The 20,978-nt window shown below is 70.8% G+C and carries 17 protein-coding genes; 10 read left to right on the top strand and 7 right to left on the bottom strand.

From position 1 onward, the window contains the following. Position 1: 1 nt before the first annotated feature. Both M1D46_RS13295 and M1D46_RS13290 read right to left on the bottom strand, forming a co-directional pair. A complete protein-coding gene (locus M1D46_RS13295; protein WP_456285775.1) occupies positions 2-661 on the bottom strand; it encodes a hypothetical protein in 660 nt (219 codons plus the stop codon). Between the two features lie 21 nt (positions 662-682). Then, complete coding sequence (locus M1D46_RS13290) at positions 683-1,333, bottom strand: FAD-binding protein (protein WP_456285774.1); 651 nt, start codon at positions 1,331-1,333, stop codon at positions 683-685. A gap of 70 nt (positions 1,334-1,403) precedes the next feature. Here M1D46_RS13290 and M1D46_RS13285 point away from each other — a divergent pair, with 70 nt between their 5' ends. Further along, a complete protein-coding gene (locus M1D46_RS13285; RefSeq protein ID WP_456285773.1) occupies positions 1,404-2,264 on the top strand; it encodes a LysR family transcriptional regulator in 861 nt (286 codons plus the stop codon). 6 nt (positions 2,265-2,270) lie between these two features. Here M1D46_RS13285 and M1D46_RS13280 read toward each other — a convergent pair whose 3' ends face one another. The 5 genes from M1D46_RS13280 to M1D46_RS13260 form a co-directional block, all read right to left on the bottom strand. Continuing rightward, positions 2,271-4,226 carry a glycosyl hydrolase 53 family protein gene (locus M1D46_RS13280; RefSeq protein WP_456285772.1) on the bottom strand — a complete coding sequence of 652 codons (1,956 nt, stop codon included), beginning with the start codon at positions 4,224-4,226 and terminating at the stop codon, positions 2,271-2,273. Positions 4,227-4,283: 57 nt separating this feature from the next. Beyond that, entirely contained in the window at positions 4,284-5,183 is a 900-nt protein-coding gene (locus tag M1D46_RS13275) for a sugar ABC transporter permease (protein WP_456285771.1), read from the bottom strand. Then, positions 5,180-6,778: an ABC transporter permease subunit gene (locus tag M1D46_RS13270; RefSeq protein WP_421074426.1), complete on the bottom strand. Its 1,599-nt coding sequence runs from the start codon at positions 6,776-6,778 to the stop codon at positions 5,180-5,182. The genes M1D46_RS13275 and M1D46_RS13270 overlap by 4 nt, the downstream gene beginning before the upstream one ends. A 58-nt stretch (positions 6,779-6,836) precedes the next feature. Beyond that, positions 6,837-8,066 (bottom strand): sugar ABC transporter substrate-binding protein, encoded by a 1,230-nt coding sequence (locus M1D46_RS13265; protein WP_456285770.1) that lies wholly within the window; start codon positions 8,064-8,066, stop codon positions 6,837-6,839. A 115-nt stretch (positions 8,067-8,181) separates the two neighbouring features. Then, on the bottom strand, positions 8,182-10,185 hold the full coding sequence (locus tag M1D46_RS13260; protein WP_282978535.1) for a beta-galactosidase: 2,004 nt from the start codon (positions 10,183-10,185) through the stop codon (positions 8,182-8,184). Between the two features lie 139 nt (positions 10,186-10,324). Between M1D46_RS13260 and M1D46_RS13255 the strand changes: the two genes are divergently transcribed. The 9 genes from M1D46_RS13255 (at position 10,325) to mmsB (ending at position 20,938) form a co-directional block, all read left to right on the top strand. Next, the gene (locus M1D46_RS13255; protein ID WP_456285769.1) at positions 10,325-11,338 is read left to right on the top strand and encodes a LacI family DNA-binding transcriptional regulator; all 1,014 of its coding nucleotides are present in this window, start codon (positions 10,325-10,327) and stop codon (positions 11,336-11,338) included. A gap of 42 nt (positions 11,339-11,380) precedes the next feature. Then, positions 11,381-12,958, top strand: coding sequence for a methionine--tRNA ligase (gene metG / locus M1D46_RS13250; RefSeq protein ID WP_456285768.1), 1,578 nt, complete (start codon positions 11,381-11,383; stop codon positions 12,956-12,958). A 19-nt stretch (positions 12,959-12,977) separates the two neighbouring features. Then, the gene (locus M1D46_RS13245; RefSeq protein WP_456285767.1) at positions 12,978-13,871 is read left to right on the top strand and encodes a TatD family hydrolase; all 894 of its coding nucleotides are present in this window, start codon (positions 12,978-12,980) and stop codon (positions 13,869-13,871) included. After that, a complete protein-coding gene (rsmA, locus tag M1D46_RS13240; protein ID WP_271172698.1) occupies positions 13,868-14,740 on the top strand; it encodes a 16S rRNA (adenine(1518)-N(6)/adenine(1519)-N(6))-dimethyltransferase RsmA in 873 nt (290 codons plus the stop codon). The genes M1D46_RS13245 and rsmA overlap by 4 nt, the downstream gene beginning before the upstream one ends. Then, the gene (locus M1D46_RS13235; RefSeq protein WP_456285766.1) at positions 14,737-15,669 is read left to right on the top strand and encodes a 4-(cytidine 5'-diphospho)-2-C-methyl-D-erythritol kinase; all 933 of its coding nucleotides are present in this window, start codon (positions 14,737-14,739) and stop codon (positions 15,667-15,669) included. The genes rsmA and M1D46_RS13235 overlap by 4 nt, the downstream gene beginning before the upstream one ends. A gap of 154 nt (positions 15,670-15,823) precedes the next feature. Continuing rightward, a complete protein-coding gene (locus M1D46_RS13230) occupies positions 15,824-16,813 on the top strand; it encodes a LacI family DNA-binding transcriptional regulator (protein ID WP_456287173.1) in 990 nt (329 codons plus the stop codon). A 176-nt stretch (positions 16,814-16,989) separates the two neighbouring features. Then, positions 16,990-18,108 (top strand): multiple monosaccharide ABC transporter substrate-binding protein, encoded by a 1,119-nt coding sequence (gene chvE, locus M1D46_RS13225; RefSeq protein ID WP_324014376.1) that lies wholly within the window; start codon positions 16,990-16,992, stop codon positions 18,106-18,108. Positions 18,109-18,207: 99 nt separating this feature from the next. Continuing rightward, entirely contained in the window at positions 18,208-19,734 is a 1,527-nt protein-coding gene (gene mmsA, locus M1D46_RS13220; protein WP_271172858.1) for a multiple monosaccharide ABC transporter ATP-binding protein, read from the top strand. Continuing rightward, positions 19,721-20,938 carry a multiple monosaccharide ABC transporter permease gene (gene mmsB / locus M1D46_RS13215; RefSeq protein WP_271172693.1) on the top strand — a complete coding sequence of 406 codons (1,218 nt, stop codon included), beginning with the start codon at positions 19,721-19,723 and terminating at the stop codon, positions 20,936-20,938. The genes mmsA and mmsB overlap by 14 nt, the downstream gene beginning before the upstream one ends. Positions 20,939-20,978 lie beyond the last annotated feature (40 nt).

The following is a 20,978-nucleotide window of genomic DNA, read 5'->3' as shown; positions in this document are numbered from 1 at the left end:
CTCAGCCGTCCGCGCGCCCGTGGTGCGCGCGGAACAGGTCGTGCGGGTCGACTGCCCGCTTGATCCGCTCCACGCGCGCGGTGTCCTCCGGCAGGTAGGCCGTCGCGAGCTCGGCGCGCGTCACCGCCGGGCCTGAGAGGAAGCTGGCGAGCACGCCGCCCGTGCTCCATGGCGACATGTCGCCGATGAGTCCGGCGAGCGCGGACCTGAGGGCGGGCGCGTCATCGCCGTGTGCCGCACCGCCCGCATACAGGACGAACGCGCCGTCTCGCCTCCCGATCGCGCTCGGCACGGCGGCGGGCCGAGCGAGGGCGCCGCCCAGGAGCCGGAGCTCGACGAGGTACGGGGCGGCCGCCTCGGGCCCGGCGTGCCGCAGGAGCGTGCTGATGGCGGCCGGAGCGAGCGAAGCGAGCACGGTGTTGCGGCCGTGGAAGGGGACCGGAGCGGTCGGCTCGGCGTGGATGGACCCGACCTCGGCGTACGGCATCTCGGCCACCGTGTCCGTCGCCGGGTCCAGGTCGCGGAAAGGCTGGACGAGTCGCGCGCCTTCTTCGGCGCTCCCGGTGAACGCGAAGCGGAGGTGCAGGACCGAGCGGCCGCGCAGGGCGTCGGGGAGCTGCGGCAGGTCGGGCATCCGGATCAGGAGCGCGGAGGTTCCCATGGCCTCCGGAACAGTCTGCGTCTACTCCGCCCACGCCCGCAGCGCGCGCTCGACGTCCTCGGCGGCGAAGTGCATCCCGCCGCCGTACAGCCGGCTGATCGGATGCAGCGCGACCTCCATGCCGACCACGACGCCGAGGGTCCCGCGTCCCGCGCCCCGCAGCGCCCAGAACAGCTCGGGTTCCTCGGTCGCGCTCGCACGGCGCACAGCGCCGTCGGCCGTGACGACGTCCAGCGCCCGCACGTGATCGACGGCCCAGCCGAGCGTTCGGCCGAGGATGCCGACGCCCCCGCCCAGGTGGTATCCGATCACCCCCACCTCGGGAGATGAGCCGTTCACGGGAGCCAGTCCGTGCGCGGCCGCCGCCCGGACGAGGTCGCCGCCGCGGACGCCTGCTCCCACGCGCGCGATGCGGCGGACGGGATCGATCTCGACGGCATCCATGCCCGACGTGCGGATGAGCACGCCGCCGTCGGCGGGAAGCGACGGGCCGTGCCCGGTCGCCTGGACGGCGATGCCGAGACCGCGCTCCGCCGCGAAGCGGACGCCGTCGATGACATCCTCGACGGTCGAGGCGGGCACGACGAGGTCGGGGCGATGGGCGACAGAGAGGTTGTATCCGACGCACTCGGCGTCGAAGCGGGGATCCGAGGGGGAGAGGAATTCGGTCATGACTCCACCCTCGGCTCGGCGGAACCCGCGAACAACGACGGATCCGGCATCGACTGATAACCTGAGCCTTATGGAACGGCGCGAGATCGAGGTCTTCCTCACGCTCGCCGAGGAACTCCATTTCGGACGGACGGGGGAGCGCCTGCTCATCTCCCAGGCCCGGGTGAGTCAGAAGATCGCGGGTCTCGAGCGTCGGCTGGGCGTCGCCCTGTTCGAGCGCACCAGCCGGCGCGTCGCGCTCACCCCCGTGGGCGCGGCACTGCACGCCGAGGTGCGCGAAGGCCACGAGCGCATCGAGCGCGCTGTGGCAGACGCGATGGCCGCCGGCCGCGGGGTCGCCGGGAGGCTCGTCGTCGGACTCGAGGCGCCGGCGGTCGCCGAGCTGGCGGCGGACCTGTTCGACCGCTTCCGCGCGCGCCGCCCCGCTGTCGATCTCGCGTTCCGGGAGACGGGGTTCGCCGATCCGCTCGACCTCCTGCGCACGGGGGAGGTGGACGTGGTCGTCACGAACGGGCCCATCGACGAGGACGGCTTCGTCGAGGGACCGGAGGTGCTGCGAGAGCCGGTCGTGCTCGCGGTCGCGCACCGTCACCGTCTCGCGAAGCGCGAGACCGTGACCCTGGCCGACCTCGAAGGGGAGACGGTGTTCCGCGCGGGCCGCCGCGCCGCGCCGTACCGGCGCGAGCCGGATCGCACGGCCGCGACGCTCCTCGACCTCCTGACGATGATCGCCGCGGGCGAGGGCGTCTGCCCTCTGGCCGCGCACGCGGCGGACTACTTCGCGCGGCCGAGCCTGAGGATGATCCCGTTCGAGTCATCGGCGCCGCCCGTGAGCTGGGTGCTCTGCTGGCGCACCGGGCGGCTCACGGCGCAGGTCGCTGCGCTCGCCGAGGCGGCAGCGCGCGGCGACGCGGACGCCGCCGCGCGCTGAGCCGCCTCAGCCGACCTTCACGAGACGCACCTCGTCGACCGTTCCCCACGCGCCGGCCGACAGCTCCCACGCGATCTCGACCGTGACCTCCTGCCCACGCTGCACGCGCACGGCGTCGGTCTCTGAGGTGGCGTACGCGCGCCATCCGTCGAACGCGAGCAGCGCCTCCGCGGTGCGCGTCTGCGCCTGCGCCGCCCGGTCAGCCGCGGTCGCCGGCAGGTGCGTCGGCGACGCCGTGACGCGGAGGGTCACCGTGTCGCCGGGCAGCGTGCCGCCGCCCTGCGACGTCGCCGTCGCGACGTAGCGGCCAGGCTCGAGACCCGTCACGACCTGGGTCGCCGAACCCGTGAAGTCGCGGTCGAGCCACACATGGAGCGCATTCGTCCCTGCCGAGGCGTCGGCCTGCCATCCGATCGAGCCGCCGTCGCCGGCGAGCGTCCACAGCGCAGCCCCGTCTCCCTCGAAGCCGCCGCCGGGGAGGTGCGAGCGGGCGAGGACCTCGATCGTCGCGGACGTCTCGTGGCCGGCCGACGTGCGCCCCGCCACCGTGTAGACACCGGGCCCGTCGATCTCGACAGCATCCCAGACCACGGGCTGATCCTCTGTCGTGCCGTCGCTGTACGAGACGGTGACGGTCTCCGGCAGCGCGGCGTCCTCGCCCTCCTCGATCTCGAGCGCGACCGTCTCGACGCCGGTCACGACGCGCGGCCCCTGCGCTCCGGTGCGGACGTACTCGAACATCCGCAGCGACGGCAGGGGAGTGCCGTCGAACGCGAACAGCGCCTGGTTGTCGACGGCCGACCCGCCGAACCAGCGACCCGCGTCCGCGGGGTCGTACGCGCCCGCGTAGCTCGTCGCCCACCCCGAGCCGTCGCGCTCCCAGAGGAGGCGGTTCGCTTCGAGCTGCTCCGGAGGGCCGACGGGGAGCCACGCTGGCTCCCACGAGAACACGCCGATCCCCGCATCGCCGACATCGGCGACCGCCTGCACGACGTCGCGGAACGCCGTCGCCTGGCCCTGAGGGCTGACGGGATACGCCGTGGCCTCGCTTGCGAGGTCGATCGTGTTGCCATGGCCGTCGCCGTCCTCGAGCGTGTAGGCCCAGGAGGTCTCGACGACCGCGACCTTCTTGTCGTGCACCTCCGCGACGTGCGAGAGCACATCGGTGAGGTTCGCGATCGTGCCGTGCCAGTACGGGTAGTACGACGATGCGAACACGTCGTAGTCGACGCCGCGGGCGGCGAGCTCCGCGGCGTAGCCCGCGTAGCGCCCGGGCGTCTCGGGATTCGTGAAGTGCACGGCCACGAGCGCGTCAGGGAGCGTCTCGTGGACTGCCGCCGACCCGGCCCGGAACACCTCCGCCATCCCGTCCCAGCCCGTGACGCCGGCGACGCCGTTGTTCGTCTCGTTTCCGACCTGCACCATCCGCACATCGACGCCTGCATCCGCGAAGCGCGCGAGCGCGTCGGCGGTGAAGTCGTGCACCGCATCCGCGGTCTGGGCAGCCGTCAGTCCCTCCCACGCCTTCGGCGCCTGCTGTTTGCCCGGATCGGCCCAGAAGTCGGAGTAGTGGAAGTCGACCGTCACGCCGAGCCCCGCGTCGGTCGCGCGCTCGCCGATCTCGATCGCGCGTGCGACGTCGACGTTCCCGCCGCCGTATCCGCGTCCCTCGGCGTCGAAGGGGTCGTTCCACACCCGGACCCGCAGGTCGGTGACGCCGTGGTCGGCGAGCACGTGGAACAGGTCGGCCGGCGCGCCGGTGTCGTCGCGGAACACGACCCCGGACTCCTCGAGCGAGAGGACGGAGGAGACGTCGACGCCGGTCATGAAGTCGGCCGACAGGCCGTCGACGGCGGACAGCGAGATGTCGATGCTCGCGTCATCGGCATGCGCGGGCGACGCCACGAGGGCGAGGGAGACGGCCGCGGCCGTCGCGATGGCCGCTCGGATGAGGGATGGCATGGCACTCCTTCGTGCGGGTGGATGGATGGGGGATCGGTTTCGACTCGCTGCGCGCGCTCAGCCCTTCACGGAGCCCGCGGTGAGGCCGCCGACGATGTAGCGCTGGAGCGACAGGAACAGCACGAGGACCGGAACCGATGCGAGCACGGAGCCCGCGGCGAAGATGCCCCAGCGCGACGTGAGCTGGTTCGAGACCCACTGGTACATGCCCACGGCGAGGGTCCAGTTGTCCTCGCTGGTCAGGACGATCTTCGCGAGGATGAAGTCGCCGAACGCCGAGATGAAGGCCAGCAGCGCGACGACGGCGAGCACGGGCGTCACGAGCGGCATGATGATGCGCCAGAAGATCTGCGCGTGCGAGGCGCCGTCGATCTTGGCCGACTCGTCGAGCTCGATCGGGATCGAGTTGAAGAACCCGTACATGAGGAAGGTGTTCGCGCCGAGCGCGCCGCCCAGATAGACGCAGATGAGCGCGAGGCGCGAGTTGATTCCGAGGGCCGGCACGACCTCGCCGAGCGCGAGCAGCAGGAGGAACACCGCGACGAACGCGACGGTCTGCGGGAACATCTGGATGATGAGGAGGCTCGTGAGGCCCGCGCGCCGTCCCGCGAAGCGGAAGCGCGAGAAGGCGTACGCTGCGGCTGCGCCCATGAGCACCGCGCCGATCGCGGCGACGCCGCCGACGTAGAGGGTGTTGAGCATCCAGGTCCAGAAGCGCGTCTCGGCGAGCGCGGCGTAGTTGTCGGCGCTCACCGCCGAGAACAGTGCGCTCGACCCGGCGAGGCTTCCCCGCGGGTTCACCGACGCCGAGACGATGTAGAGCAGCGGGAACATCGCGTAGACGAGGATGACCGCCGCGACCGGGTACTTCCAGCCCACCTCGGCCCACCAGCGGGAGCGACGTGCGGTGCGACGCCCCGGGGTAGCGGACGTGATGCGTTCGGTGACAGTGCTCACTGGAACTCCTCGAGCTTGCGGGTCTGTCGGAAGGCGAGCGCCGAGATCACGCCGATGACGATGAACACGACGATCGAGAGGGCGCTCGCGAGGCCGTAGTCGGCTGATCCGCCCGCAACGCCGGAGATCCGGTAGATCGCGGAGATGAGGATGTCGGTCTCGCCCAGTCCCGAGTTGCCGAGGAACGCGGGGCCGCCTTCGGTGAGCATGTAGATGATCGTGAAGTTGTTGAAGTTGAACGCGAACGACGAGATCGCGAGCGGTGCCGTCGACACGAGCAGCTGCGGCAGGATGATGGATCGGAATCGGCGCCAGCGTCCGGCCCCGTCGATCGTGGCGGCCTCGAGCGTGTCACTGGGGAGCGCCTGGAGCGCGCCCGTGCACACGAGGAACCAGTAGGGGTAGCTGAGCCAGAGGTTCACCCAGAGGACGGCGGCCTTGGCGAGCAGGGGATCGCCCAGCCAGGCGATGTCGGCGCCGAGGAAGAGCAGGTCGTTGACGACGCCGAACTCGGAGTTCAGCATGCCTCGCCAGAGGAGCGCGGACATGAATGCGGGGAACGCGTACGGGAGGATCATGAGCGTCCGGAGGACCTTTCGGCCGCGGACACGGGGGTCGTTGTAGATGAGAGCGAAAAGGAGCCCGAGGCCGAAGCTCGTGAGCACGGTCAGAATGGCGAACGCGAACGTCCACGCCGCGACCTGGAGGAGCGGCCCGGCGAGGCTCTGATCCGTCACGGCGCGCACGAAGTTGTCGAACCCGACGTTGACGTACCAGCCGGTCGGGAGAGCCGACCCGTCCTCGGCGACGAAGCGGCCGTCATCGGACGCCGCGTAGACGACCCCGGTCTCTGTGTCGGTGAAGGTCCGCGCGGCGGCATCCCATTCGAGGCCCGAGGTGTAGACCGCGCCGGTCGTGCCCTCGCGGGTGCGGAGCGAGCCGTCTTCCGCCTCGTCCGAGACGGGGACGCGCAGGCTCGCGACGCGCTCCTGCAGATCGGGGTCGGTGAGGATGTCCGCGCGCGGCACGACCGTCCACCCCGGCACGGTCTCGGGGGCGCCTGACCCGCCGGTGCGTGCTCCCGCGACGGCCTCCAGCGGCTGGTCGGCGGTCCCGGCCCGCACGACGCCGTCCTCGTCGACGATCGCGAACCCGAGCTCGCCGTCCTGCTCGACGACCGCGAGGGGATAGGACGGAGAATCGGGATCCCGCCGCTCGTCCTGGATGAGCGCCGCGTCGACGGCCTGCTCCATCGAGCCCGCATGCCCGGTGCCGTAGTTCGTGAACGCGACGTAGGCCGTGTAGCCGAGCACGAACACCTGGAAGACGGCGAGGAACACGAGCCCGGGAAGCAGGTACTTGAGCGGCAGAGCCCGTCGTGAGAAGTACACCGCGTCCGCGATCGCGAGCAGCACGAGAGACGCGCCGAGCACGATCCACGACTCCGCCTGCCACGCCGACAGCGCGACCGCGATGCCGAGCGCGTTGACGATCCCCATGAGCACGAGCTTCACGACGAAGCCCCATCCGAGCCCGCGCCAGCCGCGCGCGTGCGATTCGCCGCGCCGCGCAGGGGCGGTCGTCACATCCGTCATTCCGTCTTCCTTCCGCCGGAACGCCGGGGCGCGCGTCCGCCCGCCCCGGCGCAGCCGGTCAGCCCAGCTCGGCCTCGAGGTCGGCGACCATCTGCTTCCAGGTCGCTCCGGGGTCGGCGCCGCCGATGATCTGCACCTCGGCCGCGTTCCAGAGGTCCCACACCGAGCCCATCTCGGGGATGCTCGGCATCGGCACGCCATTCTGCGACGAGGCGAGGAATCCCGCGATGACGGGGTCGGAGGCGACCTCATCGGCGAGCGCCGTGAACGCGGGAATGCGCGGGTCGGCCTCGTAGAGGGCACGCTGCGCGTCCTCCTTCGCGAGGTAGTTCACGAGGAACTCCTGAGCGAGCAGCGCGTTCTCGCTCTGCGAGCTGAGGTAGAAGCCCTGCACGCCCACGAAGGGCGCCGCGGTCTCGCCGCCGGCCGACGGGATGGGGTGCACCGCGACGTTCGGGACGTCGGCATAGGCGCTCATCGCCCACGGTCCCTGGATCGTGAAGGGCGCCGTGCCGCTGTTGAACAGCTCGTTGTTGATGTCGTAGTCGACCGTGGTCGAGATGTAGCCCGTGCCCGCCGACCCGTTCTCGTGGAGCCACTGCGCGAACGCCTCGCCGTTCGCGCCGCCCATGCCGATCTCGGCCGTGTACGAGCCGGTCTCGTCCTGGACGAACACCGGCGCGCCGAACGAGGTCTGCAGCCCGTACATCGTGTACGCGTCGCCCGTCTCGCCGGCCGTGTTGACCGCGATCGGGCGCTCGGCCCCGGCCTCCTGCGCCATCGACACGAGCTCGTCCCAGGTCGCCGGGGCGTCGGGGCCCACCATGTCGACGTTCTGAATGAGCGCGACCGTCTCGAGCGAGTACGGCAGCGCGTAGAGCTGGCCGTCGTAGGTCATCGCGTCGAGCGCGACCTGCTCGAAGTCGCCCGTCGCGTCGCCGAGATCGATCGTGTCGACGACGCCGGCGGTGACGAGCGCCCCGAGCCAGTCGTGCGCGCCGACCGTGATGTCAGGCCCCTCGCCCGTGGGCACCTGCGCGATGAAGTCGTTGCGCAGGTCCTCGAAGTTCTTTTGGACGAGCGTGACGGTCGCTCCCGTGTCGGCCTCGAACTGCTCGGCGGCCGCGGCGATCGCGTCCTCGCGCTCCTCGTCGGTCCACACGACGAGCTCGGCGGTCGAGCCCTCGTCGGCCGGCTCCTCGGCCGCCTCGGGGCCGCTGCCGGAGCAGCCGGCCAGCAGCAGGGCCGACGCGGCGGCGATGCCGGCGAATGCGATCTGCGTGCGCATGATTGTCTCCTTCTCGATGGTCGTGCGATGCGTCCGCCGAAGCGGTCGCGTCGTCACGACCTGGTGGTGGTGGATCGGTCGGGCCGGGCGGCCCCGGGGTGCCCCGGAGGGCGGGTCAGTCGGTCTCGATGACGGCGACGCCCCCGGCGGGGACGACGAGGGATCCGGACGCCGTGGCGCCGGTGAGCAGCTCGCGGCCGACGGCGTCGATGGTGACGTCGTCGTCGCGGTGGTTGATCGCGAAGAGGAACGTGCGATCGTCGGCGCGGCGCCGGACGACCTCGAGGCCATCCGGAGTCGACGACGCGACGACCCCCGCATCGGCGTACACGTCGGTCAGGACGGCGCGCAGCCCCTCCGCGTCCAGGCGCGTGGAGATGTACCACCCCGTTCCGGCGCCGTGACGGTGACGTGTGATGGCGGCGCCTCCCGCCGCGGGGCCCTCGGCGTAGGCGCCGACGACGTCGGCGCCGTGCAGACGGAGGCTCTCCTGCCAGTGGTCGGCGCCCAGCAGGGCGCCGTCGCTCCATTCGACCGCGGCAGCAGCGCCCTCGCGCAGCGGCAGGTGCTCCTCGACGTCGACGCCGAGGGCGTCGCGGAGGGGAGCGAGGAACCCACCGGGGTGGACGGCGTCGTTCTCGTCGACGACCGCCGAGAAGTACGAGACGACGAGCGTTCCGCCGCCTTCGACATACCGGGTGAGGTTCGCGGCGTCTGCCGCCGTGAGCAGGTACTGCGCGGGTGCGACGACGAGCCGGTAGCGCGACAGGTCGTGGCCAGGGAGCGCGAAGTCGACTGTGACGCCGTCCCGCCAGAGACGCTCGTAGAACGCGCGCACGCGCTCCTGGTGGGAGAGGTCCTCGGTCGGGCGCCATTCGAGGTCCTGCGCCCAGAACGACTCGAAGTCCCACAGGACGGCGACGTCGGCCTCGACGCGTGAACCGACGACCGCGTCGAGCCGGGACAGCCCCTCGCCGAGCGCAACCACCTCGCGCCAGACGCGCGAGTCGGTGCCGGCGTGGGGGAGCATCGCCGAATGGAACTTCTCGGCGCCCGAGCGTCCCGCGCGCCACTGGAAGAAGAGCACGGCGTCCGAGCCCCGTGCGACGTGCGTCAGCGAGTTGCGGGCCATCTCCCCGGGACGCTTCGCGATGTTGCGCGGCTGCCAGTTCACGGCCGACGTCGAGTGCTCCATGAGGATCCACGGCTTCCCTCCGCCGACCGACCGGGAGAGATCGGCGGCGATCGAGAGCCCGATGTGCGCGTCCTCGTCGGCCGCCCACAGATAGTGGTCGTCGGACACGACGTCGACGTCCCTGGCCCACGCCCACAGGTCGGTCGTCCAGCTCTGGTTCGCCATGAAGTTCGTCGTGATCGGCTGCGGGGCGCGGGCGCGGATCGCGTCGCGCTCGGCGATGAAGCACGCGCGGAGCTGATGGTCGGTGAAGCGCTGGAAGTCGAGGCGCTGTGCGGGATTGACGACCGACGGCGCCGCGGCCGGGGCGCCGATGTGCTCCCAGGCCGTGTAGTGCTGGCCCCAGAACGCCGTGCCCCATGCGGCATTGAGAGCGTCGAGTGACCCGTAGCGCTCGCGCAGCCATCCGCGGAAGGCGCGCACGGAATGCTCCGAATAGTCCTCGCCGACCGGGACGCCGTACTCGTTGTGCACGTGCCACAGCACGACGGCGGGGTGATCGCCGTAGCGGTCGGCGAGCGCGCTCGCGATGCGGACGATCGCCTCCCGGTAGGCGGGGGAGGAGTGGGACGCCATCCCGCGCGATCCGAAGCCCATGACGGTGCCGTCTCGTGTGACGACGCGCGCGTCGGGGTGCGCGGCGAAGAACCAGGCGGGCGGTGAGGCGGTCGGCGTGCCGAGGTCGACGGCGATGCCGTTCGCGTGGAGGAGGTCGATCACCTCGTCGAGCCAGGCGAAGTCGAACTCGCCCTCGGCGGTCTCGAGCAGAGCCCACGAGAAGATCCCCACGCTCACGAGGTTGACGCCCGCCTCGCGCATCAGGCGGACGTCGTCCTGCCACGTCTCGCGCGGCCACTGCTCGGGGTTGTAGTCGCCGCCGAAGGCGATGCCGGGCAGGGCGGGCAGGGGGGTCTGGTCGGGCATGGACGCTCCATCGGGTCGAAGGGCTGTGACCGGTCCCAGTGTGGCGCGGCGCCGTCGGAGCGACAAGACGATCGTCCATCCGTTATCGAACTGTGACCGGTCCCAGTCTTGCCCTCGGCTCGCGCTAGAGTCTTGATCCATGGAGCAGACGCCGCCCGCGCGCAAGCCGACGATCCGCGACGTCGCGGCGGTCGCGGGCGTCTCGCGCGGCACGGTCTCCCGCGTCATCAACGGAGGACACTGGGTCTCGCCCGACGCGCGTGCCGCGGTCGAGGACGCCATCCGGCGGACGGGCTACACCGCGAATCACCACGCGCGCAGCCTGGCGACGGGCCGCTCCGGATCGCTCGCCTTCCTCCTGACCGAGGAGCACCACCTGCTGTTCGAGGACCCGACCTTCGGCCTGCTGCTGCGCGGCGCTGCCGAGTCCCTCTCGAAGCGGTCGATGACCCTCGTGCTCCTCGTGGCGGGAACCGATGCCGAGAAGGCGAACGTGCTCGAGTACGTGCGCGCGGGGCACGTCGACGGCGTGCTCCTCGTGTCGAGCCATGCATCCGACCCCTTCCTCGGCCGCATGCACGAGGCCGGCATCCCGATCGTCAGCACGGGCGTCCCGCTCGGCCTCGAGGGGCTCGTCCCGTCGGTCGGCATCGACGAGGCGCGCGCCTCGCGCGAGATGACGGCCTACCTGCGCTCCCGCGGGCACCGTCGCATCGCGCATATCGCGGGGCCCGACGACACGCCGGGCGGCCGGTTCCGTCTCGCCGGGTTCCGCGAGGAGATGGGCGGCGACTACGACGCCGAGCTCGTCGAGCGCGGGGACTACTCGCGCGAGTCCGGCTCGCGCGCGATGGCGCGCCTGCTCGCACGCGGCCGCGATATCGACGCGGTCTTCGCGGCCTCGGACGGGATGGCCGCCGGCGCGGTCGCGACGCTGCGCCGCGAGGGGCTGCGCGTGCCCGACGACATCGCGGTTGCGGGGTTCGACGATTCGGGCCTCGCCGAGACCCACGATCCGCCGCTCACGACGATGCGTCAGCCGTGGGCCCGGATCAGCGAGGAGATGGTCGCCCTGCTGCTCGACGTCGTGGCGGGGAGCCCGGGCCGCGATCTCATGCTCCCGGCGTCGCTCGTCGTGCGCGAGAGCGCGTAACGCTCGGCGCGGAGCACGCGCGGCCCGGAATAGACTCTCCTGGTGACTTCCGGCCGTTCCTTCTACATCACCACGCCGATCTACTATCCGAGCGATGTCCCGCACATCGGGCACGGGTACACGACCGTGGCGGTGGACACGCTCGCGCGCTGGCACCGCCAGGCCGGTGACGACACCTGGATGCTGACGGGCACCGACGAGCACGGCCAGAAGATGATCCGCGCCGCCGCCGCGAACGGCGCGACCCCGCAGGAATGGGTCGACAAGCTCGTGGCGGAGTCGTGGCAGCCGCTCCTGCGGACGCTGGATGTCGCCAACGACGACTTCATCCGCACGACGCAGGAGCGTCACGAGAAGAGCGTCCAGCTGTTCCTGCAGGCCGTGTACGACCGCGGCTTCATCTACGCGGGCGAGTACGAGGCGCTCTACTGCGTCGGGTGCGAGGAGTTCAAGCCCGACAGCGAGATCGTCGACGGCACCGGGCCGTTCGAGGGGCTCAAGGTGTGCGCGATCCACTCGAAGCCGCTCGAGCTGCTGCAGGAGAAGAACTACTTCTTCAAGCTCAGCGAGTTCCAGGACCGCCTCCTCGAGCTCTACCGGGAGCGCCCCGACTTCGTCCAGCCCGAGTCCGCGCGCAACGAGGTCGTCGCCTTCGTGCAGCAGGGCCTGAAGGACCTCTCCATCTCGCGCTCGACGTTCGACTGGGGCATCACCGTCCCGTGGGACGAGTCGCACGTCATCTACGTGTGGGTCGACGCCCTCCTCAACTACGCGACCGCGGTGGGGTACGGCTCCGACCCCGACAACTTCGCGCGCCGCTGGCCCGCGCACCACGTCGTGGGCAAGGACATCCTCCGGTTCCACGCCGTGATCTGGCCGGCGATGCTGATGGCCGCGGGCATCGAGGTGCCTGAGAACGTCTTCGCGCACGGCTGGCTGCTCGTGGGCGGCGAGAAGATGTCGAAGTCGAAGCTCACAGGCATCGCGCCCAACGCGATCACCGACGTCTTCGGCTCCGACGCGTACCGGTTCTACTTCCTGTCGGCGATCTCGTTCGGCCAGGACGGCTCGTTCTCCTGGGAGGACCTGTCGGCTCGGTACCAGGCGGAGCTCGCGAACGGGTTCGGCAACCTCGCATCGCGGACCATCGCCATGATCGGCAAGTACTTCGACGGCGTCGTCCCCGCTCCCGCGGAGTACGCGGATGGCGATGTCGCGATCCAGCGGACCGTCGCGGAGGCGGCTCGGAAGGCCGATGCGGCGATCGACCGCTTCCGCATCGACGAGGCCATCCGCTCGATCTGGACGATCGTCGACGAGCTCAACGGCTACATCACCGAGAACGAGCCGTGGGCGCTCGCGAAGGACGACGCGCAGCGCGACCGCCTGGCGACCGTGCTCTACACGTGCGCCGAGGGGCTCCGCGCGCTCGCCGTGCTGCTCTCGCCCGTGATGCCGCAGGCCACCGGCAAGCTCTGGGACGCGCTGGGCGTCGAGAGCGCCCTGGGTGCGCTCGTCGAGCAGCCCGTGCGCGAGGCCGGCGCGTGGGGCGGCATCCCCGCCGGCACGGCGACGTCCACGCTCCAGCCGCTCTTCCCGCGGGTCGAGCAGCCGGAGTGATCCGATCGAGGGGGATGGCGTGAAGGACAACGGGGCGGACCCGACCGTCTACGTGCGCGAGCGGAGCCGGGACGGGCGGAAGGACCTGCGCTACCCGGCCGCGCCCGAGCCGCTGGCGGTGCCCGTGTACGACAACCACTGCCACCTCGAGATCGAGGACGGCGACGAGCCGCTCTCGCTCGAGGAGCAGCTCGATCGGGCGAGCGCGGTCGGCATCGCCGGCGTCGTGCAGTCGTCGGGCGACATCGACTCGTCGCGGTGGGCCGTCGCCGCCGCCGAGCGGGATGCGCGCGTGCTCGCGGCCGTCGCCATCCACCCCAACGACGCGCCGACGTACGCCGAGCAGGGGCGCCTCGAGGAGGCGCTCGGAGTCATCGACGAGCTCGCGGGGCACCCGCGCGTGCGCGCCGTGGGCGAGACGGGGCTCGACTACTTCCGCACGGGCGAGGAGGGGCGACCGGCACAGCGCGCCTCCTTCGAGGCGCACATCGACATCGCCAAGCGCCACGGCATCGCACTGCAGATCCACGACCGCGACGCCCATCGCGACGTGCTCGACACGCTGCGACGCGTCGGCGCCCCCGAGCGGACGGTCTTCCACTGCTTCTCGGGCGACGAGGACATGGCCCACGAGGCGGCCGACGCGGGCTACTGGGTGTCGTTCGCGGGGAACATCACGTTCAAGAACGCGCAGAACCTGCGCGACGCCCTGCGGGTGACGCCGCGCGACCGCATCCTCGTCGAGACGGATGCGCCGTTCCTCACTCCGACGCCGCACCGAGGGCGCCCGAACGCGCCGTACCTCGTGCCCGTCACGGTCCGCTTCATGGCCGCGGAGCTGGGGGCCGACGTCGACGAGCTCTCCGCCCAGCTTGCCGCGAACACGCGCGCCGTGTACGGGGAGTGGACATGACCGTGCGGCTCCTCGGGGCCGGCGACATCCGCGAGCTCGCCGCCGAGCTCGATGTCACGCCCACGAAGAAGCTGGGCCAGAACTTCGTCGTCGACGCCAACACCGTGCGACGCATCGTGCACACCGCGCGCGTCGAGGCGGGGGAGCGGGTCGTCGAGATCGGCCCAGGGCTCGGCTCGCTGACCCTGGCCATCCTCGAGGCCGGCGCGACCGTGACCGCCGTCGAGATCGACCACCGGCTCGCCGAGCGGCTGCCGCGCACGGCGGCCGAGCGCGGCGTCCCGGACGGCGCGCTCACGGTGGTCGACGCCGATGCGCTGCGCGTCACCGAGCTGCCCGGCGATCCGACCATCCTCGTCGCGAACCTGCCCTACAACGTGTCGGTGCCGGTGCTGCTGCACTTCCTCGAGACGTTCGCGCGGCTCGACCGCGGCGTCGTCATGGTGCAGGCCGAGGTCGGCGAGCGCCTCGCGGCCGAACCGGGGAGCAAGGTCTACGGGGCCCCGAGCGCGAAAGCCGCCTGGTACGGCGCGTGGCGGCTCGCCGGCAGCGTCTCCCGCCAGGTCTTCTGGCCGGTGCCGAACGTCGACAGCGTGCTCGTCGCGTTCCAGCGCGACGCCGCGGCGCGCGGCACGGAGGACGAGCGGCTGCGGACCTTCCGGATCGTCGATCTCGCGTTCCAGCAGCGACGCAAGATGCTGCGCCAGGCGCTCGCCGGCGAGCTCGGCGGCTCGGCGGGCGCGACCGAGGTGCTCGAGCGCGCGGGCGTCGCGCCGACCGCGCGCGGCGAGTCGCTGGACATCGACGACTTCCTGCGGATCGCACGCGCGCTCGCCGAGACGAGCGGCGCGGAGGCGACGGCGCCATGAGCCTCGCGTCGTCGGAGCCGCAGGTGCGCGTGCGCGCACCGGGCAAGATCAACGTCTTCCTCGAGGTCGGATGCCGGCAGAGCGACGGCTACCACCAGCTCGCGACCGCCTTCCAGGCCGTCTCGCTCTACGAGGATGTCGTCGCGACGCATGCCGACGGCTTCACGCTCGCGGTCGAGGGAACGGTCGACGTGTCGGGCGTGCCGGTCGACGACCGCAATCTCGCGCTCCGAGCGGCCCGCCTGCTCGCGGCGGAGACCGGGTACGGGGGCGGCGTCCACCTCGACGTGTTCAAGGAGGTCCCCGTCGCTGGCGGCATGGGCGGCGGCTCGGCGGATGCCGCCGCCGCGCTCGTGGCGTGCGACGCGCTCTGGGGCACGCGGGTCGGGCAGGCCGAGCTGCATCGCCTCGCAGCGCAGCTCGGCGCCGACGTGCCGTTCGCGCTCAAGGGCGGCACCGCGATCGGGACCGGTCGCGGCGATGAGCTGAGCCCGGCCCTCGCACGCGGTCGCTTCGACTGGGTGCTCGTCGTGAACGAGGAGGGCCTCTCGACGCCCGAGGTGTACGGGGCGCTCGACCGCCACCGCGAACGGCACCGGCTCGACATCGCCCCCACGCGCGCCGTGCCCGAGGTCGACGCCGGCGTGCTGCAGGCGCTGCGCGCGGGCGACGCGGCGATGCTCGCCGAGACGCTCCGCAACGACCTCCAGGTGGCCGCGCTCGGGCTGCGCCCCGATCTCGCCGAGACGCTCGAGCTCGGGGAGTCGTCGGGGGCGCTCGCGGGTCTCGTGTCGGGCTCAGGACCCACCGTCGCGTTCCTCGCGGCATCGCCCGAGGAAGCCGCGGAGCTCCGCGACGTGCTGGACGCCGCCGGTCGGGATGTGCTCCTCGCGCACGGCCCCGTGCGCGGCGCGCGCATCGTCGGCTGAGCGCCGCCGCAGCGCCCTCGCGCCACGCCCCGTCGTGCCCGGGATGGCCCCGTGCGCGTCCGTGCGCCATACTGTGGGAGGCGATGTGACCGTGCGCATCGCGGAATCAGGTGAGGACGAGACGGCTGTGGCCCACGCAACGGAGCGACCGCGGATGCCGAGCATCCGCGATGTGGCGCGCCTCGCCGGCGTGTCCCATCAGACGGTCTCGCGCGTGCTCAACGAGCATCCGTCGATCCGCGAGGAGACGAAGCAGCGCGTCCTCGATGCGATCCGCCAGCTCGACTACCGGCCGAACCAGGCCGCGCGCGCGCTCGTCACGAGCAAGCTGAATCTCATCGGCATCCTGTCGGCCACGGTCGGCGAGTTCGGCCCGACCGCGTCGATCGCGGCGATCGAGGAGGCGGCGCGCGAGGAGGGCTACTCGGTCACCACCCTCAACCTCTCCGACACGTCGCCGGAGGCGATCGGCGGCGCCGTGCGGCAGCTGCTGCGCGAGCAGGTCGACGGCATCGTCGTGCTCGCCCCCCAGGTGCGCGTGTTCCATGTCCTTCGCGGCATGGCGATCGGCGTGCCGTTCGTGAGCCTGCAGACGGCATCCGGCGCGCTCGAGGAGAGCGTCGCACCCGACCAGCTCGAGGGGGCGCGGATGGCGACGCGGCACCTCATCGAGCTGGGGCACGTCGACATCCTCCATCTGTCCGGCCCGCAGGACTGGATCGAGGCGGACTCGCGGATGCGCGGGTACCTGCAGGCTCTGCGCGACGCGGATCTGCCCACGATCCCGCCGATCCGCGGCGACTGGACGGCGGACTTCGGCCACTACGCGGGGCTCGAGCTCGCGCGGCGGCAGGACTTCTCCGCCGTCTTCGCGGCCAACGACCTCATGGCGATCGGGCTCATGCACGGCTTCCGCGATGCGGGCCTCGATGTGCCGCGCGATGTGAGCATCGTGGGCTTCGATGACATTCCCGTCGCGGCACATGTCTGGCCGCCCCTCACCACGGTCCACATCGACTTCGCGGACCTCGGCCGTCGCGCGATCGCGCGACTCCTCGCATCCCTCCGCGGCGAGGCCCCCTCGGCGGAGGAGCCGCCGGCTCCCGCCCTCGTCGTGCGCGACTCGGCCGCACCGCGCCGTTAGCGAGATGTGACACGGCGTCGGCTTGACAGGCCGGCGCGGCGGGTGCACGATAAGACGCGATGTGAACGGTCACACGGAGACGTGCGACCCCGACGAGGATGTCCCGCGACTCCTCGACGGCGCATCCCCCCGCTGTGACGCGGAGGCACACGTCCTGGATTCAGAGGAGAACACCCGTGAAGAAGCACCTTCTGCTCGTCGGCATCGTGGCCGTCGGCGGACTGGCCCTCGCCGGCTGCAGCGGCGACCGCACCGGAGGCGGAGCCGCTGAGGAGGGCGGCGAGGTCGACACGAGCTCGCTGACCATCGGCGTCGCGATGCCGACCCAGCAGTCCGAGCGATGGATCGCGGACGGCGAGAACGTCAAGGCCACCCTGGAGGAGATGGGCTACCAGGTCGACCTCCAGTTCGCGAACGACGACATCCCCACCCAGGTGTCGCAGATCGAGAACATGATCTCGAGCGGCGCCGACGCGCTCATCATCGCCTCGATCGACGGCACGACCCTCACCGACGTCCTGCAGACGGCCGCCGATCAGGACATCCCCGTGATCGCATACGACCGCCTCATCAACGGCACGGAGAACGTCGACTACTACACGACGTTCGACAACTACGAGGTCGGCGTGCAGCAGGCGACGAGCCTGCTGACCGGTCTCGGCGTGCTCGACGAGAACGGCGAGGAGACCGGCGAGAAGGGCCCGTTCAACATCGAGCTCTTCGCGGGCAGCCCCGACGACAACAACGCGAACTTCTTCTGGGACGGCGCGATGGACACCCTCCAGCCCTACCTCGACTCGGGTGTTCTCGCGGTTCCGTCCGGCCAGACCGACTTCGACCAGGCCGCGATCCTGCGCTGGCTGCCGGAGACGGCCCAGGAGCGCATGGAGAACATCCTCACGATCATCGGCGACACGAAGCTCGACGGCGTGCTCTCGCCGTACGACGGCCTCTCGATCGGCATCATCTCGGCGCTCACGAGCGGCGGCTACTCGGCCGACGCGCTGCCGGTCATCACCGGCCAGGACGCCGAGGTCGGCAGCGTGAAGTCGATCCTCGCGGGCGAGCAGTACTCGACGATCTTCAAGGACACACGCCTGCTCGGCGAGACGGCGGCCGACATGGTCGATGCGCTCATGCACGGCGAGGAGCCCGAGGTCAACGACACCGAGACGTACGACAACACGGTCAAGGTCGTGCCCTCGTACCTCCACGAGTCGGTCATCGTCACGGCCGACAACTACGAGGAGGTCCTCATCGACAGCGGCTACTACGAGGCCGGCGAGCTCGAGTAGCACGGAGCGCGGGTCCGCCTCGACGGCGGGGCGGACCCGCGCGCCCGTCACCCCTCATCCGCACGGCGAGAAAGCGAACCTGTGAACACCATCCTCGAGATGCGCGGCATCACCAAGGAGTTCCCGGGCGTCAAGGCACTGCAGAACGTGACGCTCGAGGTCGAGCGCGGCACCGTCCACGCCATCTGCGGCGAGAACGGCGCCGGCAAGTCGACCCTCATGAAGGTGCTGTCGGGCGTCTACCCGCACGGCACCTACGACGGCGAGATCGTCCTGGAGAACGAGACCGCCCAGTTCCGCGACATCCGCGACTCCGAGCGCGCAGGCGTCGTCATCATCCACCAGGAGCTCGCGCTCAGCCCGCACCTGTCGATCGCCGAGAACATCTTCCTGGGCAACGAGCGCCAGAAGAACGGCTTCATCGACTGGCACGACACGAACGTCGAGGCGCAGAAGCTCCTCGCACGCGTCGGGCTCGGCGACAACCCGGCGACCCCGGTCAAGGAGATCGGCGTCGGCAAGCAGCAGCTCGTCGAGATCGCGAAGGCCCTGTCGAAGAGCGTGAAGCTGCTCATCCTCGACGAGCCCACCGCGGCCCTCAACGACGAGGACTCCGCTCACCTGCTCGACCTGATCCGCCACCTCAAGGGCCAGGGGATCACGTCGATCATCATCAGCCACAAGCTCAACGAGATCAAGGCGATCGCCGACCGGGTGACGATCATCCGCGACGGCCGCACGATCGAGACGCTCGAGCTCAAGACCGACGACGTCTCAGAGAACCGCATCATCAAGGGGATGGTCGGACGCGACCTCGAGCACCGGTACCCCGACCGCACGGTCGATGTCGGCGAAGAGGTCTTCCGCGTCGAGGACTGGTGGGTCGACCACCCCACCGAGTCCGGTCGCACGATCATCCACGGCGCGAACCTCTCGGTCCGCGCGGGAGAGGTCGTCGGCATCGCGGGCCTCATGGGCGCGGGGCGCACGGAGCTCGGCATGAGCATCTTCGGCCGCTCCTACGGATCGAACATCCGCGGCCGCGTGTACGTGCGCGGCAAGGAGGTCAACACGAAGACCGTCGCCGACGCGATCGACGCGGGGATCGCCTATGCGACCGAGGACCGCAAGGTCTTCGGGCTCAACCTCATCGACGACATCAAGCGGAACATCTCCCTCGCGTCGCTCGGCAAGCTCGCCCGACGCGGGTGGGTCGACGCGCACGAGGAGTTCGCCGTCGCCGAGCGGTACCGCAAGAGCATGAACATCAAGGCGCCGTCGGTCGCCTCGGTCGTCGGCAAGCTCTCGGGAGGCAACCAGCAGAAGGTCGTGCTCTCGAAGTGGCTGTTCTCCGACCCCGAGGTGCTCATCCTCGACGAGCCCACGCGCGGCATCGACGTCGGCGCGAAGTACGAGATCTACACCCTCATCAACGAGCTGGCGGCGCAGGGCAAGGCCATCATCGTCATCTCGTCCGAGCTGCCCGAGCTGCTCGGCATCAGCGATCGCGTCTACGCGATCTCGGAGGGGCACATCACCGGCGAGCTGCCGATCGAGCAGGCGACGCCCGAGTCGCTCATGCAGCTCATGACCAAGGAGAAGGAAGCCGACCATGTCCTCAGCTAGCGCCACCGAATCGCCCGTGCGCGGTGCGATCGCGTTCCTGACCTCACGGCTCCGGCAGATCGGCATCTTCATCGCGCTGATCGCGATTGTGCTGTTCTTCCAGATCGTCACGAGCGGTCGCCTCCTGACGGCCGGCAACGTCTCGAACATCGTCGTCCAGAACAGCTACATCCTCATCCTCGCGATCGGCATGGTGATGATCATCATCGCCGGCCACATCGACCTGTCGGTCGGATCGGTCGCGGCCTTCGTCGGCGCCGTCTCGGGTGTGCTCATCGTGCACTGGGGATGGCCGTGGTGGGCGGGCATCCTCGTCTCGCTGCTCATCGGAGCGCTCGTGGGAGCCTGGCAGGGCTTCTGGGTCGCGTACGTGGGGATCCCGGCGTTCATCGTGACGCTCGCGGGCATGCTGCTCTTCCGCGGTCTCACCCAGATCGTGCTCGGCAACACGCAGATCACCCCGTTCCCGACGGAGTACCGCCAGCTGGGCGGCGGCTACCTCTTCCCCGAGCTCTTCCCGGCGTCGAGCTCGCCCGCCGAGTGGATCACGGTGGGCCTGGGCATCCTCGCCCTCGTGCTCTACATCGGCAACTCGCTGCGCGAGCGCGGCAAGCGCGTGAAGCTCGGCCTCGAGAGCGAGCCCGCGTCGTGGTTCTACACGAAGCTCGTCTTCATCTCGGCGCTCATCGCCTACATGACGTACCTGCTCGGCGTGGCCCCCGGATCGCGCGGCACCCCGATCGTCCTGATCGTGCTGGCGGTGCTCATCCTCGCGTACTCGCTCGTGATGAACCGGTCGGTCTTCGGCCGCCACATCTACGCGATCGGCGGCAACCGCCACGCGGCCGACCTGTCGGGCATCAAGTCGAAGAAGGTGGACTTCTACCTCTTCGTCAACATGGGCGTGCTCGCCGCGCTCGCCGGCCTCGTCTTCACGGGCCGCCTCAACTCGGCGGGCCCCGGCGCGGGCAACCTGTTCGAGCTCGACGCGATCGCGGCGGCGTTCATCGGCGGTGCGGCCGTCCAGGGCGGCGTCGGCACCGTGATCGGCGCGATCACGGGCGGTCTCATCATGGGTGTCCTGAACAACGGCATGTCGCTGCTCGGCATCGGCACCGACTACCAGCAGTTCATCAAGGGCCTCGTGCTCCTGCTGGCCGTCGCGTTCGACGTCTGGAACAAGCGCCGAACGCGCGCGAGCTGATCGGCCATCCGACCGCGAAGGGCCGGGGCGTCTTCGGACG

The sequence above is a fragment of the Microbacterium sp. JZ70 genome (genome assembly GCF_053903225.1).
Note: the sequence above shows the minus strand (reverse complement) of the source record. Positions and strands in the feature narration are given on the sequence as shown.

What these genes read in the sequence shown, in the direction of transcription:
- M1D46_RS13260 (WP_282978535.1), bottom strand. Translation starts at nt 10,185, where the DNA reads ATGCCCGACCAGACCCCCCTGCCCGCCCTGCCCGGCATCGCCTTCGGC.
- M1D46_RS13255 (WP_456285769.1), top strand. Translation starts at nt 10,325, where the DNA reads ATGGAGCAGACGCCGCCCGCGCGCAAGCCGACGATCCGCGACGTCGCG.
- M1D46_RS13285 (WP_456285773.1), top strand. Translation starts at nt 1,404, where the DNA reads ATGGAACGGCGCGAGATCGAGGTCTTCCTCACGCTCGCCGAGGAACTC.
- mmsA (WP_271172858.1), top strand. Translation starts at nt 18,208, where the DNA reads ATGCGCGGCATCACCAAGGAGTTCCCGGGCGTCAAGGCACTGCAGAAC.
- M1D46_RS13265 (WP_456285770.1), bottom strand. Translation starts at nt 8,066, where the DNA reads ATGCGCACGCAGATCGCATTCGCCGGCATCGCCGCCGCGTCGGCCCTG.
- M1D46_RS13270 (WP_421074426.1), bottom strand. Translation starts at nt 6,778, where the DNA reads ATGACGGATGTGACGACCGCCCCTGCGCGGCGCGGCGAATCGCACGCG.
- M1D46_RS13280 (WP_456285772.1), bottom strand. Translation starts at nt 4,226, where the DNA reads ATGCCATCCCTCATCCGAGCGGCCATCGCGACGGCCGCGGCCGTCTCC.
- M1D46_RS13235 (WP_456285766.1), top strand. Translation starts at nt 14,737, where the DNA reads ATGAGCCTCGCGTCGTCGGAGCCGCAGGTGCGCGTGCGCGCACCGGGC.
- rsmA (WP_271172698.1), top strand. Translation starts at nt 13,868, where the DNA reads ATGACCGTGCGGCTCCTCGGGGCCGGCGACATCCGCGAGCTCGCCGCC.
- M1D46_RS13230 (WP_456287173.1), top strand. Translation starts at nt 15,824, where the DNA reads ATGCCGAGCATCCGCGATGTGGCGCGCCTCGCCGGCGTGTCCCATCAG.
- M1D46_RS13290 (WP_456285774.1), bottom strand. Translation starts at nt 1,333, where the DNA reads ATGACCGAATTCCTCTCCCCCTCGGATCCCCGCTTCGACGCCGAGTGC.
- M1D46_RS13295 (WP_456285775.1), bottom strand. Translation starts at nt 661, where the DNA reads ATGGGAACCTCCGCGCTCCTGATCCGGATGCCCGACCTGCCGCAGCTC.
- mmsB (WP_271172693.1), top strand. Translation starts at nt 19,721, where the DNA reads ATGTCCTCAGCTAGCGCCACCGAATCGCCCGTGCGCGGTGCGATCGCG.